Consider the following 13,435-nt stretch of genomic DNA (forward strand, 5'->3'; position numbering starts at 1 on the left):
CATTTCTAATTCAACACCTGCACATGCTCAAAGGTATTGCTGATAGGGAATATGCAACCGATCTGAGAGAGCCGTCATTTCATTGAGCGTTTTAAGATCAATTGGAATACCATTTTTCACACGATCTTCAAGTGCGTCAGCCTCTTTGTCACCATGTATGTAGATTTTCTTTCCCGGCTCAGGGGGCAGTCTGCGTATGCGTTCAAGCATTTGCGATAAAGCGTCTGTAATCTTGTTGGCATCCCCGAACAAGTGAAGATTAATTGCGGCAAAAAAATGGCTGATCCCTTTCGTCCTTCCGTCGCCGAGATCGGCGGAAAGATTGCCTTGTGAAAGAATGGACGTCAAAATTTCTACGAGCAAAGCATTACCAAAGCCTTTGTACCCGCCGTTTTCTTCTCCTTGCCCACCCACAGGAAGCATGCCGCCGATTTTAGGAACATGCGATAAGTTTCGCTGCAACGTACGCGCATCGCGGCTGATTCGGTTCTTGTTGTCGACCGCCCATGCTCCAGGAATGCTTTTTTTCTGTTTGGCGTAAATCTCGATTTTTCCGAGCGATACGACCGTTGTCGCCGCATCATAAAGAAAATCATGCGGCGCAGCCGGCAGTGCAAAAGCAATGGGATTACTGCCGAGAAATGGACGCATGGCATAGGTCGGAATTAAAAAAGGATTCGAATTGGTTGCCGAGATACCGAACATCTTTTTCTTACTGGCCAGCTTGGCATAGTAACCGGCCATGCCATAATGATTGGAATGGCGAACGGAGACAATGCCGATGCCGCGCTGCTCCGCTTTCTTAATCGCCAGCTCCATGGCCTTAATGGCAACAAGCTGCCCCATTCCCTCATGCCCATCAATCACCGCGCTGACCGGTGATTCACGAATAACCTCCGCAACTGCACCGACACGGATGTCACCGGCACGGATTTTCCGATCGTACATGGCCAGACGCTGCACGCCGTGTGATTCAATGCCGAACAGATCAGTTGCTACGATGGATTGGGCAATGGCCGCGCTGCTTTGTTCTGAAAACTGATAAGCTTCAAAAATGCGTTTTACCCATTGCTGGATCCCGCGATAATCGTACCGTTTACTCATCTTCAGTTCCCTCACAGATCCCGATCAAGATATACAATATCGTCTCTGAAGTTCCAACCTTTTTGTCTCCAAAATTGTTTTCCCTCCTCATTATTAATGACGACAAACAAACCTATTTTTGTAATCTCATCTCGTTTAAACTGTGCACAGACTCGGTCAATCAAGGCCGTACCGATGCCTTGACCTTGTTCTTTAGGATCAACTGCCGTGTGGTAGATAAAACCTTTTCTTCCATCGGTACCGCCAAGAATCGTACCAATAATCCGGTCGTGATCGGCGGCAACAAAACAGGTCTCCGGATTTCTTTGAATCATCCGGGCAATTCCTGCGTAGCTGTTGTCCAGAGACGCCAAGTTCATCCCTTGAACCCGCGTCCATAGATCATAAGCCCTTTCATAATCGTCAGGGATCATTTTGCGAATTTCCATCCATGTCTCACTCCAAATGTTTTTTTTGCTTGGCTTTATCCAGTGCCTGAGTCAGATCCTCAAGCAGGTCTTCGCCATTTTCAATGCCGATCGCTAGGCGAAGCAATCCCTTTGTGATGCCTATTTTTTGCTGAAGAGCCGCATCAAAGGATTCATGCGTCATCGTCGCCGGCTGGCAAATCAAACTCTCTACACCGCCTAAACTGACAGCTAGATCAAATAACGATAAAGCGTCAACAAACCGATCCTGATCATACCCGGGAGTAAGACGAATGGAAATCACCGATCCGTGCCCCGAAGCTTGCCGCTCCTGAATGGCCTTTTCTTCACGCGAAAAGGATCCTGGATAATACAAGTGTTCAATACCTGGATGAGTGCTGAAAAACTTGATGATCCGATCGGTGTTCTCTTCCTGACGATCGAGACGAACGCTTAACGTCTTGATTCCGCGAATCAGCGCATAGGAATCGGTCGGACTCAGAATTCCGCCGAGCGTATTTTGTAAAAATTTCAGCTTCACGGCAATGGATTCCTGATTAGTCGCAACCAGTCCGGCAAGCACGTCCGCATGACCACTCAAGTATTTTGTGGCTGAATAGAGCACGACGTCTGCGCCCAAAGCAAGTGGATTCTGATAATAAGCGGTTAGAAATGTATTATCGACAATAAGCAGTTTGCCTTTCTGATGCGCGACTGCTGCGAGACGCTGAATATCTGCAACGCGAAGCAATGGATTTGACGGTGTCTCAACATAGAGCGCTGCCACATCATCATCCAAATCCGCTGCCGTAAGATCGTTAAAATCATGAACCAGTTCATAATTAATCCCCCGATCCTTGAAAAGGTTGCTCGCATAGCGATAGGTTCCACCATAGACATTATTGTTCAGCAACACCTTGTCACCGGAATGAAGCAGACTGAACACAGCCGACACGGCCGCCATGCCCGATGCAAACGCATAGGCATAATCCGCTTGTTCTATTTTTGAAAACAAGTGTTCAAGATTATTCCGTGTCGGATTCCCGCCTCTGGCATAGGCATAGGACTGAAAGTTATGCAGATCCTCCTGTACATAAGTGGTTGCGAGATAGATTGGCGGTACAACCGCGTGGTCTGGATTGTCTTTGGCGTCAATCCCCTTTACAATCAATGAATCTATTTTCATCCTGCTCTTCCTCCTTGATGCATTATCTTGCGCCGTCTACATCATAAAATGATCAGACCTTTTTTCGGCATTCATCCTTGCTTGCAACGGCGCCGCAGAACGCTTCGGACTCCCATGGCAGATAAACCGGATCCCAAATGAGTGACTGAATCAAAAAAAAGAACTGCTTTCTCACGCTACCCATGATCACATTCCTCCTCTAGCACGGATTTGAGCCTGTGGATTTCTGCATGAACCAATCAACGATGAACCGCCTAAAAGGCAATAAAAAAATGTTTCCTTAGTGAAAGATAAGAAAACATTCGTTGCCTGGGTTCTCTTATCTCTCAGTCTAAACTGCTGGAATTAACACCATACACCATGTGCTGGTTGTCGGGTTTCATTGGGCCAGTCCCTCCGCCACTCTTGATAAGAAGTTTGCTATTCACTTTTCAATGGAAAGGCAACAGACTTTTGCGATGCATATATCAAAAAAGCACGTGCAAATAATTCGCATCTGTTTACTGGGTAATATAATTCAAAATCGATGATGTGTCAATGTTTTTTTTCAGATTCTCTATCCGCGTCACACCATTCACCAGACGCAGCCATCTTTCTTCGATACGTTTTGCCGATCGTTGAATGAAACCGGAGCGATTGAACCCTGTTCACGGTTAAAATAAACAATCGCCTCCCGTTTCTCCACTGGACCGAGGGCATAGACATGATGCGCGTCATTTGCTTCAAAAAAGTTAAAAGGGACCTTGCGATTATAGGCAAAGGGGGCGTCGTCTACGAAGACAATCCCCTTCGTATCCTTTAAGGCTTCATCCAGATAAGGATCAAACAGATACAAATAGTCTTGCTGCGTATCTGCCTTCGTTGCCAGCACATAATGTTCCCCACCATAATTTAATCTTAAAATAACTGCGCCACCCTGCTGCACCGCATCAATGAGTGGACTGTCTTTTTTCACACGTACATGCGAACCGACATAATAGTTACCGTAAATGGGCAGCCCCTTAATCGGTCCGTTACGATTCAACCAGTCCGCAATAAACCGCATTGCCGCCTTTGACGTTCCATGTTTGCCCACTTCGCCATCCGTATTGTAAGCATCAAGCGAATACGTTGTAATGGCTTTAATGACATCAGGCGGAACCGCTTCCCGAGAAAAAAGATAGCTTATGGCATTCAGGAGCGTCACCATGCCGCAGTCATACTCCGACAGTTGATAATAAAGTGGTCGCTTCATACGCATAAGGTTCACCTCGCATTCAGAGTCATCGCATAAAATACCGGTGCGATCAACGGGCAACCGGAATTTTGCAATTACCCAAATAAAAACATAGTTTTCGGCGGTTGCCAAGCATTTTTCCACGAGACTGGAGGATAATTCATTTTTTGTGGGGGTTGACAAGTGAATTTTAATGGTTTAAATTAGGCGTCAACTAAGCACGATCATCATCGGATGCTCATCAACACGTTGAAAAGAATGAGTCAATGCACTTCACTCATGTTGCCGGATGGAAAAGTCGGAGGATGACTTGCTTGCTGTTCGCTTTCAACGTCCATTGCGAATTGATCACTGCTTATCTATTTTTTTATCCTTTATTCCAAGAAAAGAGGTTGGTATACTACAAATAAAAAATGAATGGATTATGCGCATGTTACATGAATGGGGAAGCTATTGGAACGGAAGAACGTGTTCGCAGTTGCAGTGCAGACTATTGATTGCCTTCATTAACGCCACATCCGCTCAGCAAGTCCGACCATGTTGGCAGCCCCCTCGTTTCCAACATGATTAGCGTCTTTTTAAGTAAATTCCAAGTATATAGGGATGTTTAGTTTTATAAAAACACTCCTCCGCATTTCCTTTAGCTGCTGCACTGCAATTTGACACAACCTGTGATTTTTTTAAGGGGAGGCTAAACAAAACATGACAAAGAAAAGTAAAACGAATCGCTTGACAAAGTGGCTGCTTTACGTTGGCGTGGCCGTTATTGTGCTGATTGCCGCTGTATTTTCGGTTAGCCATATCACAAATAAGAAAAGTGCGGCTACGAAAAAAGATGACAATTATGTTTTGAAACTGGCAGATTCATCCGGCTTATGCGAAGCACCACAGCAAATCGCCATTGAAAAAGGGATCTTTAAGAAATACGGCATCAAGTATAAAAATGTCAAAATTGGCGATCTATCCGGTACAGAAGCACTGACTGCAGGAAAAGTCGATGCGACGAACTCGCTGCTCGCCAGTATCGTACAACCGTTGACAAATGGAGCCGAATTAAAAATCACCACTGGACTGCATACCGGCTGCCTGCAAATCTTAGTGGGAAAGAATTCTAAGATTAAGTCCGTGAAGGATCTTAAAGGTAAAAAAATTGGTGTCGGAACCGTGGCAGGCAGTGCTGCTACCTTTGCAAAACGGGTGCTTTCCTACAACGGATTGCATGTTGAAACGAAAAACTCAGATGTTCAGTTTATCGCTTATGATTCTGCCAGCTTGCCAATCGTCCTCAATAAAGGACAGGTCGATGCCATTGCCGTCGGCGATCCGGATACACAAATTGCGATCAAAAACTATGGTTTCAAATCTCTGGCTAGTTCTGCAACCACAGAACCATTCAAGGATGAATATTGCTGCGTTGCTTACGTTTCTAACAAGCTTGCCAAAGAACATCCGGAAATCGCACGTAAATTCACTTTAGCGTTACAAGAAGCAGCACAATGGATCGCAAAGAATCAATCGAATTCGGTCCATATTCAAACAGAGAAAAAATATATTGCCGGTGAAGAAAAAACGAATCTGTCCGCTTTGGAAACGTACCAATGGGAACCCTCCTATGACGGTGCAAAGAAGGCATTCAAACAAACTGCCGATAGTTTGCAGGACATTGGCATCATCTCTAAAGATGTTGATACCCAAGCACTTACCGATCACTCATTCTTGAAAATTAAAGGTGTACACTAAATCTATTTGTGAGAAAAACTAGGTCCCTTGCCATCGATCTTTTGCCTGACGGGCACTTCAGCGGCTCGCTTGCCGCGGGCGTACCGCGAGCCTCCTCAGACAGGCAGGCATCTGATGCTTGGCCAAGACACGGGTCTATCCATTTGAAGACGGGGTAAAACCCTATGCTTTCTGTACTTGAAACAAAGGGGGAGTTTTTTTGGAAAAGGATACGATTTACGTCAAAAAAATAACCCGAATAAAAGATCGCCACATCGGTCGTGCGTACTTTGCAAGCATTGCCATTGCAATCACGCTTATTGCTCAAATCGTGATTCCTAAAAGTGACACTTTGTTCACTAAAGCACTGCCTTGGTACACGGGGTTATTAGTCATTGCGCTTGCGATTACAACCATACTCGCCATCTACTATACGTTTTTCGGTGGATTAAAGCGATTTGTTTTTAAAAGTTACTTTATTGGCGCCGCATTCCTAGCCCTTGGTTTGTATAATCTGGTCACGCTTAAATTTACATTGTTGAAGCCTGTTTTCTTTCCCGCGCCGGAAAAAATTATTGATGTACTCATTGGCGATTCAGGCTTTCTACTAAAATGTCTGTTCCATTCTGCTCAATTGCTTGCTTACGGATTAGGCATCGGCATCATCACCGGACTTGCGACCGGAATATTAATTGGCTGGTATTCATCGTGGAATTATTGGCTGGAACCAATTGTAAAATCAGTCGGACCCATTCCATCCACCGCGTTCATTCCGGTTGCTCTATCCGCTTTTGCGACCAGTTATCAAGCAGCAGTTTTCTTAATCGCATTAGCCTCTTGGTTCCCAATTGCGGTATTAGCGCAATCCGGTGTTGTGAACGTCAAAAAAACATTTTTTGAGGTCGCCGATACACTGGGTGCAACCGATTTCCAAAAGATTTTTCACGTCGCAGTCCCCGGCGCGCTGCCAAATATTTTTGTCGGGATTTTCAACGGAACATGCGGGGCTTTTCTTACTTTAATGTCCGCCGAGATGATCGGCGTTCGCTACGGTATTGGCTGGTACATTAACTGGCAGCGAGAAATTATGTCTTATGCAAATGTTTATGCCGGATTGGTTGTGATCGCAGTCAGCTTCTCATTAATGATTGCGATTCTCTTTAAAATACGCGACTATGTTTTAAGATGGCAGAAGGGGATTATTAAATGGTAGCTACAGGACAAATCACATTCAACAATCTTCGAAAAGTCTTTCCACCGCGTACAGAGACCGGTTCGCCGGTTGAAGCGTTGCATCATGTGAATGCAGAGGTTGAACCGGGTGAATTTATCGCACTGATCGGGCCTTCCGGTTGCGGCAAATCAACACTGTTACGGTTATTAGCGGGGCTGGATCAGCCTTCCCAAGGCAAGATATTGGTTGATGGTAATCTTGTTGAACGACCAAGCCGCGAACGTGGCTTAGTTTTTCAAGATCCAACCTTGTATCCATGGCTGACGATCGAACAAAACGTCGGCTTTGGCCCAAGATTAGCTGGTGAGTATCGCGAGAAACGTCAATCCATCCACGAATTCATCGAATTAGTCGGTTTAAAGGGATTTGAAAAAAATTACCCTTACGAACTCTCCGGCGGTATGCAGCAGCGCGTTGCCTTAGCACGCACGCTGATTAATTATCCGAAGGTTTTGCTGTTTGATGAGCCGTTTGGTGCACTTGATGCGTTTACTCGGATGAAAATGCATGATGAACTGCTCAAAATCCGGGAACGGACAAACATCACAATGGTCATGGTCACGCATGATGTTGAAGAAGCCGTCTACTTAGCCGATCGCGTCTTCACGATGACGCCGCGTCCAGCCATTCTGAAAAAAATCGTTGATGTAACGTTGCCACGTCCACGACGCCGGGACAGCACGGCATTCATCAAGAAAAAAGAAGAGATCCTAGACATTCTCAATTTTACGGCATAATGCTACTAGGCCATGCAAAAAAAGCAATTAGAAAAATCATTCTCTCACGTTATCGAGGGAATGATTTTTTGTTGTTCATACGAGTAGGTTAATCAGGATTTTTGTGCTCGTTGCACAAATCGTACAGCCTAAATTCCACCAAACCTTCTCTTTCGTTGTTGGTATTCATCAAGCGCACGCATAAATTCCTCCTCCGAGAAATCCGGCCACAGCACATCAGTAAACCAGAATTCCGTGTACGCAAGCTGCCAGAGCAGGAAGTTGCTCAAACGCTTTTCCCCTCCGGTACGTATCAGGAGATCAGGCTCCGGCATACCGGCCGTATTCAGATACTGTGAAAACAGCTGTTCATCCACATTATCGAGCGACAATTTCGCATGATTAATATCCAAGTACATTTCTTTCATCGCTAGCAAAATTTCGTGCCTGCTTCCATAGTTCAGCGCGAAGTTCAACTGAAGACCATCATTGTTGCGCGTACGTTTAGTTGCGTACTGCAGCGCTTTTCGCGTATAGACGGGAAGATATGCCACATCTCCAATTGTTTCAATTCGTACATTATTAGCAATAAGCTCCGGCAGGTATCGATTAAGAAACTCCATAGGAAGTTTCAGTATAAAATCGATCTCCGATTTCGGCCGTTTCCAGTTTTCTGTTGAAAATGTATAAAGTGTCAAATACTTCACCTTGCATTTGACTGCCGACTTGACGACCTTAACAACGGTTGTCAATCCTTCTTTATGACCGGCAACTCTTGGCATACCCCGTTTCTGAGCCCAACGTCCATTTCCATCCATAATTATTGCTATATGGTTGAGCTTATTATCTCCCAAACAACTGATCCGGTCTTCTGATTGCTTTTTATCGATAAAAGAAGTTTTCATTAATGGGTAATCCTTTCAAAAGGTATTGTTATTCATTTCTCTTCGCGTACTTCCGAAGTGCGTACCCAGTTTCGAGATGGCACAGTGAGTAATAAAGACTCAACCCACTTTTATACTTGCCCGTTCTTCACTCTGCCTGATATAACCGTGTGTTATAATCGAACATCATTTCGATTCACTAACCCTGACCTCGTCAGCCTCTTTTCTTTCCTTAATCTGCTTTAACGTTGCTACTATAAGAAAGCTTACAATCACTAACAATACCCAAGAACTCACCTTTCCAAGGTGAACGAGTCTCCACGAACCCGTTTGATTGGGGTATTTCCAAGCACCAAAAAGCGTTGCAATATTTTCAGCAATCCATATAAAGAATCCAATAAGCACAAAGGAAAGTGTGAGCGGCATACGATATCGAATTCCATTAACTTCGTATATGACCCACGATCGCCAAAAAACGATCACGACAAGTCCGGTGAGCCACCAACGAACGTCAAGCCAATAATGGTGAATGAAGAAATTCAAATAAATTGCAAGGGCAAGAGTTACAACAATTAGAAACGGTGGCCATCTAACCAGTTCAACCCTTAGCCTTCTCCACGATTGACAAAGATAGCTTGCTACACTTGCGTACATGAATCCGCTATACAAAGGCACACCGAGTATTTTAAAATACCCCTTCTCCGGATAAGCCCAGGCGCCCATGTGCACCTTGAAAATTTCAAGTGCCAGTCCGATAAGGTGAAACAACGTGATCACCTTTAATTCATCCTTTGTTTCCATCCCGGAATAAACCATCCACCACTGCATCAGAAGGAAAATGACAAGCAAACAATCGTAACGTGGCAAAAAAGTGAAGGATACACTTTGTGTAAAAGCCAGAGAAGCAAAAATGACAACAGGAAATATACACGCTAGAGTCTGTTCCCAGGCGAAACAAATAAGCTGCTTTAGTGCGTCCATAATCTTTAATCTTAAATCCTTAAGTGTTTTCATTTTTTTGTAGTCAAAAATGTCTCCCGGCTGAGGGTCCAGAGACATACAGAATGCTCCTTATTGAGTTCCCAATTATTTAGCCTTTTAAGGTCGAAGATTAGCATCATTATCTAACCCCTTCCCCAAAGCCAGACTTGCACAAAAATTAATGATCCTAGCAATACGTTCATTTCAGACGGTTAAATTATTTTCTGATTTTATAACAATTGCTTCTTTTATTAGTTTTTGAAGAACAGCAGCAAAAGCTGCGATAACCATTGATGCAAAGATAGGAGCCATTCCAACTATAATAAGTCCTGGGGCATCGTCTTTTTCTGCCAAGAAATAAATAAACGGTATCATTAACACAAACATGCCGCTGAATATCATGGCACATTTATTTATAACTTTAAGGCTCTTACAGATAACTCGGAGAAAGCATGGCCATTGTCAATAGAGTTTAAAATTCTTAAAGTCTGATACAATGCAATGCAAAAGGGTATCACGGATCCATAGATGCCAATTACTACGGGGTACAGTATATGAGCATACTCCGGACTCACAGGATTATTTGCTAACCACGGCAGTCCAAAGATACACAATGTAAGAGCTGGAGTTCCAAAAAGACAAACAGCTATTTTTAAAAGAAGTAGTGAACCTTGTTTCATAATAAAAGCACCTCACTATGTTGTTTTCAAATTGATTTTATACCAATATTTATTGTTTTTCAATAAATATTTATTGTTTTAAGATATTTATTTGTTTTTTTGCTACCGTCATGGATAAACAAATCTTATCGATAAATGATGCCTCATCATTTGGTTGTCCGGACAAAATAAAAACCACCTTCAGTTGAAGGCGGCTATGTATTCTGATCTTATTTGTTACAGATTCAACCTATATGGTCTGCGCATGCACTCGTCAATTACTTGGCATCAGAAGATACTTTGTCTTTTTTCTTTCGAAGTGCAACGAGCGTAATGACGGAAAGAGCGATGGCAATTGCCGAAAGAACGATCGCAGTGAGCGAAAGGATTTGATTGCCTCTGTCGCCATGCGGCACACTGCGCGTTGTATCCGCGCTTTTAACGACGTTTGTTATCGCGTGAGGTGTTTCGCCATTTTCTTTGCCTGTCCATTCAACAATACTGCCATCCTTATACGTTTGATAAGCATTCCAAGCAAGAGCGCCGGTTTGTTTCGGGTTCAGTGCGCGAAACTGAAACTGTTGGAACGCTCCAGGCGCAATTCCGCTCTCCTTTGCTGTCCAGCTCACCGTTTGCGCCTGTCCGTGCGCATTCTTGATGACTTCAGTCGTCCATCCCGGCACCGGTTGGTAGCTATAGAATTGAACGTTTTTCGGAATGCGCAGTGCCACTTTAGTCGTCGGAATGTTCTTTTCAGTGGGGACAGTGATTGTATACGTTTCGCTCGATCCTGTGATCGACTGAACCGGCTTGACGGTTACATGGGCCGATGCACTGTCGTGAAAAGCGAAAAGGAGTACAGCAGAGAAGAACGCAGCGGTGATGGTTTGGCTAAACTTTTTCATTGATCGCTTGCTCCTTTTGGGTCATTTGATGTTTACAATGAAGTCTTTATCGACAGCTTGATAATCCTTATCAAGAACATGGACATTGATGAGAAAACGATGCTTCATATCAAATGCATCGTTAACAACAAATCCCTTGCCAAGTTTCGCTAGCGGCACTTGGACTTTGGTTTCCCCCATATCCATATCAATGCAGCGGATCTTTAGGACAACCTGCTGTAGATTGCGCGCCCGCCTCCCATGATCAAGAACATCTAAGTACAGCGTATTGGGTCCGAGTTTGAGCGGTTCGACGCGCAGCGTCAGTACGTAGCTTTTTTCCTTAGCTCGTATCGTTTTTTTCGGATCTTCCAATACAGTCGGCGGATGGGCAGTCTTCGTAGGTTTACCATTGTTGAACTTTGCACTAAATCCCTCAAAGGTGCCCTCGTCGACCGCTGCTTTCGGAACAGGAGGAGAAACGTTGGTCAAGACGGCTGCAGCCAGTAAGACCGTCAGCCCGATCAGAAGCTCACCCAGCACACTTTTTCTCAGAAAATCCCCCTGCTTCTGCGCGCGCATGTTCGAATAGAGCGCAAACAGCAGCATGATCAACAGAAGCGCCGCTTTTATGATGATGATCCAACCATAGATTGAGGTATAGAACGCACGAAATGACGTCAAGTGAATCAGCGTGCCGATCAAGCCCGTCAAAAAGATTACCCCAACTAAAAGAAGCGCAACATTTGAAAAACGGTGCAACGTTTGCCAGTAGATCTTCTTTTGCAGTTCAGGGGAATCATTATTTTTAACAGACCTGGGCAGGAAAAGCAGTAGGCTAAGTAATGAACCGATCCAGATTGCTGCGGCGGACAGATGCAGAAAGTCCGCAGCCACGGCCCAAAGCCGCAATTCCTGATCCTCTGTACTTGCAGCATGGCCGATGAATGCTTTGGATAATGAAAAGACGAACAGCAAACCGATGAGCACCCATAAGAGTCCACGAACCGTTCGCTCGGATCGCGTGCGAAACAACCAGAAAAGCAGGGCGATACACAGAATCAAACTACTGATCTGTAGGAACCATGGTGTACCGAATGAAGTGGCCATCAACGTTTCGCCAACGGCTTTACCCGAAAACGCATGCAGCCAGTTCACATCCGCGTTGCGTGTCACTTGAAGCGGCAGCGCGAGCAGAACGCCAAGCAGCAAAATTCCTGCGGCACTCCAAAGCGTTCGCTGCAGCGCCTTTTTCTGATAAATCGGTAGATTTCGTGCCGGATTGAAAAATTTTAGGAAGAACAGGATGCCAAAGAAGAAGGACAGTCCCAGGTAGATCAGCCATTTAATCACAACTTGATCCACACCTGGAAGATCGCTGCTTGCATCACTGAAAGCCTGCCCATTTGCGGCACTTTCTGTCGGTTGTCCAACGTGAAAACCGATCGTTCCGTGAACGGCATGCCCATCTGCCGATACGACTTTCCAATTCATCCGGTAATAGCCGCTGGTGAGCGGCTTTTTCACACCGTTTTCCAATACGGTTCGGTTCTTCTTGTTGCGCTGTGCGTGATCTGTATCAACACGGCTGCCCTTTTGATCCAAAACCTCCAAGGTCAGAAAAGTCGGTTGGATTTCTTCATTAAATTGAATCGTGACATGCTTAAGATTCCCGTTTACCTGTTGATTCTGAGCAGGGTTCGATTGCACAACAAAAGCGTGCGCCGATGCAAAACTAGCAAACATTAGAGAAAAAAAAATAAGAGCGAGAAACGCACTAATTTTTTGTTTCATAATTATTTAACCATCCGATCTTTCAGAATCATTGTTGTGCGTGATCCCGCATGAAACACCTTGAAAATGACATGACATAACGAAAGGAGCACAGAAATCTGATTTCTTTAAAAAATAGTGCTGATAAAAAAACAAGCCTGACGCCGATGCGAAAGGTTTGCTGCGCTTGCCCTTTCTCATCTTCAAACACCCTTCAGTGTTTCTGGAATTGACACCGTGCATGCAATCATGCGGGTTGTCGGGGTTCATTGGGCCAGTCCCTCCCCCACTCTAGATAAGCATTCAGTATTCAATTCTCAACAACCACAGCATCCCGTTAAGATAGGCATTATTTTACCGCGTTTTACTTTGCGGCTTGCTGTTCACTCGTTTTGCCGCTCGTCTTTGGTCCAATTTCGCCTCTAATGCTTGCATCGCTGATTCTGTACTTAATAGTTCAGATATATTTTGCTGTACCAACTTATTAAAAGACACGAAACGCCTACGCACCATGATTTCCCTCCTCTCATCATTAATCCTAGTATTATTATATGTTTTAGGTGTTTTACACATTGTAATACAAATTGGCATCCGTATCAATAGTCAATTCTTAGCCGTTTATCCCCGTTCAGCCATCCCATGACCCTAAACGTTTGTATCCTTGTACGAAAA

General features: G+C 44.5%; 13 protein-coding genes, 1 pseudogene and 2 riboswitches. Of the genes and pseudogenes, 3 read left to right on the forward strand and 11 right to left on the reverse strand.

Annotated elements, in window-relative coordinates:
- Positions 1-27 precede the first annotated feature (27 nt).
- The 5 genes from K7399_RS10335 to K7399_RS10350 form a co-directional block, all read right to left on the reverse strand.
- Complete coding sequence (locus K7399_RS10335; RefSeq protein WP_028975901.1) at positions 28-1,104, reverse strand: Ldh family oxidoreductase; 1,077 nt, start codon at positions 1,102-1,104, stop codon at positions 28-30.
- A gap of 11 nt (positions 1,105-1,115) precedes the next feature.
- Positions 1,116-1,532, reverse strand: coding sequence for a GNAT family N-acetyltransferase (locus tag K7399_RS10340; protein WP_028975902.1), 417 nt, complete (start codon positions 1,530-1,532; stop codon positions 1,116-1,118).
- A gap of 7 nt (positions 1,533-1,539) precedes the next feature.
- A complete protein-coding gene (locus K7399_RS10345) occupies positions 1,540-2,697 on the reverse strand; it encodes a trans-sulfuration enzyme family protein (protein ID WP_028975903.1) in 1,158 nt (385 codons plus the stop codon).
- Between the two features lie 52 nt (positions 2,698-2,749).
- Positions 2,750-2,881 carry a hypothetical protein gene (locus K7399_RS16180; protein ID WP_263282744.1) on the reverse strand — a complete coding sequence of 44 codons (132 nt, stop codon included), beginning with the start codon at positions 2,879-2,881 and terminating at the stop codon, positions 2,750-2,752.
- 132 nt (positions 2,882-3,013) lie between these two features.
- Positions 3,014-3,112: riboswitch (SAM riboswitch) on the reverse strand.
- Between the two features lie 159 nt (positions 3,113-3,271).
- Complete coding sequence (locus K7399_RS10350) at positions 3,272-3,931, reverse strand: hypothetical protein (RefSeq protein ID WP_201770037.1); 660 nt, start codon at positions 3,929-3,931, stop codon at positions 3,272-3,274.
- A 684-nt stretch (positions 3,932-4,615) separates the two neighbouring features.
- Here K7399_RS10350 and K7399_RS10355 point away from each other — a divergent pair.
- The 3 genes from K7399_RS10355 (at position 4,616) to K7399_RS10365 (ending at position 7,603) form a co-directional block, all read left to right on the forward strand.
- Positions 4,616-5,653 carry an ABC transporter substrate-binding protein gene (locus tag K7399_RS10355; RefSeq protein ID WP_028975904.1) on the forward strand — a complete coding sequence of 346 codons (1,038 nt, stop codon included), beginning with the start codon at positions 4,616-4,618 and terminating at the stop codon, positions 5,651-5,653.
- Between the two features lie 199 nt (positions 5,654-5,852).
- Positions 5,853-6,845, forward strand: a complete 993-nt coding sequence (locus K7399_RS10360; protein WP_201770038.1) for an ABC transporter permease — start codon at positions 5,853-5,855, stop codon at positions 6,843-6,845.
- Positions 6,839-7,603 (forward strand): ABC transporter ATP-binding protein, encoded by a 765-nt coding sequence (locus tag K7399_RS10365; protein WP_028975906.1) that lies wholly within the window; start codon positions 6,839-6,841, stop codon positions 7,601-7,603. The genes K7399_RS10360 and K7399_RS10365 overlap by 7 nt, the downstream gene beginning before the upstream one ends.
- Positions 7,604-7,731: 128 nt before the next feature.
- Here the strand turns inward: K7399_RS10365 and K7399_RS10370 are convergent, their stop codons facing one another.
- From K7399_RS10370 to K7399_RS10395, 6 genes and pseudogenes are all read right to left on the reverse strand, one after another.
- Positions 7,732-8,487: an undecaprenyl pyrophosphate synthase gene (locus K7399_RS10370; RefSeq protein ID WP_128167006.1), complete on the reverse strand. Its 756-nt coding sequence runs from the start codon at positions 8,485-8,487 to the stop codon at positions 7,732-7,734.
- A 165-nt stretch (positions 8,488-8,652) separates the two neighbouring features.
- A complete protein-coding gene (locus tag K7399_RS10375) occupies positions 8,653-9,447 on the reverse strand; it encodes a DUF817 domain-containing protein (RefSeq protein WP_128167008.1) in 795 nt (264 codons plus the stop codon).
- Positions 9,448-9,651: 204 nt separating this feature from the next.
- Positions 9,652-10,127: pseudogene (locus tag K7399_RS10380) on the reverse strand (DUF2975 domain-containing protein).
- Between the two features lie 257 nt (positions 10,128-10,384).
- Positions 10,385-11,011 (reverse strand): YcnI family copper-binding membrane protein, encoded by a 627-nt coding sequence (locus K7399_RS10385; protein ID WP_128167010.1) that lies wholly within the window; start codon positions 11,009-11,011, stop codon positions 10,385-10,387.
- Between the two features lie 21 nt (positions 11,012-11,032).
- Positions 11,033-12,784: a copper resistance CopC/CopD family protein gene (locus K7399_RS10390; RefSeq protein WP_223362296.1), complete on the reverse strand. Its 1,752-nt coding sequence runs from the start codon at positions 12,782-12,784 to the stop codon at positions 11,033-11,035.
- A gap of 173 nt (positions 12,785-12,957) precedes the next feature.
- A riboswitch (SAM riboswitch) is annotated at positions 12,958-13,065 on the reverse strand.
- Between the two features lie 52 nt (positions 13,066-13,117).
- Positions 13,118-13,276: an FbpB family small basic protein gene (locus K7399_RS10395; RefSeq protein WP_162198726.1), complete on the reverse strand. Its 159-nt coding sequence runs from the start codon at positions 13,274-13,276 to the stop codon at positions 13,118-13,120.
- Positions 13,277-13,435: the final 159 nt, after the last annotated feature.

This window comes from Sporolactobacillus terrae, assembly GCF_019930545.1.
Classification (GTDB): domain Bacteria; phylum Bacillota; class Bacilli; order Bacillales; family Sporolactobacillaceae; genus Sporolactobacillus; species Sporolactobacillus terrae.

Bases quoted from the DNA above. Each gene is read 5' to 3' on its own strand.
- K7399_RS10395 (WP_162198726.1), bottom strand. From the start codon at position 13,276: ATGGTGCGTAGGCGTTTCGTGTCTTTTAATAAGTTGGTACAGCAAAAT.
- K7399_RS10345 (WP_028975903.1), bottom strand. From the start codon at position 2,697: ATGAAAATAGATTCATTGATTGTAAAGGGGATTGACGCCAAAGACAAT.
- K7399_RS10365 (WP_028975906.1), top strand. From the start codon at position 6,839: ATGGTAGCTACAGGACAAATCACATTCAACAATCTTCGAAAAGTCTTT.
- K7399_RS10390 (WP_223362296.1), bottom strand. From the start codon at position 12,784: ATGAAACAAAAAATTAGTGCGTTTCTCGCTCTTATTTTTTTTTCTCTA.
- K7399_RS10370 (WP_128167006.1), bottom strand. From the start codon at position 8,487: ATGAAAACTTCTTTTATCGATAAAAAGCAATCAGAAGACCGGATCAGT.
- K7399_RS10385 (WP_128167010.1), bottom strand. From the start codon at position 11,011: ATGAAAAAGTTTAGCCAAACCATCACCGCTGCGTTCTTCTCTGCTGTA.
- K7399_RS16180 (WP_263282744.1), bottom strand. From the start codon at position 2,881: ATGGGTAGCGTGAGAAAGCAGTTCTTTTTTTTGATTCAGTCACTCATT.
- K7399_RS10355 (WP_028975904.1), top strand. From the start codon at position 4,616: ATGACAAAGAAAAGTAAAACGAATCGCTTGACAAAGTGGCTGCTTTAC.
- K7399_RS10350 (WP_201770037.1), bottom strand. From the start codon at position 3,931: ATGAAGCGACCACTTTATTATCAACTGTCGGAGTATGACTGCGGCATG.
- K7399_RS10375 (WP_128167008.1), bottom strand. From the start codon at position 9,447: ATGGACGCACTAAAGCAGCTTATTTGTTTCGCCTGGGAACAGACTCTA.
- K7399_RS10340 (WP_028975902.1), bottom strand. From the start codon at position 1,532: ATGGAAATTCGCAAAATGATCCCTGACGATTATGAAAGGGCTTATGAT.
- K7399_RS10335 (WP_028975901.1), bottom strand. From the start codon at position 1,104: ATGAGTAAACGGTACGATTATCGCGGGATCCAGCAATGGGTAAAACGC.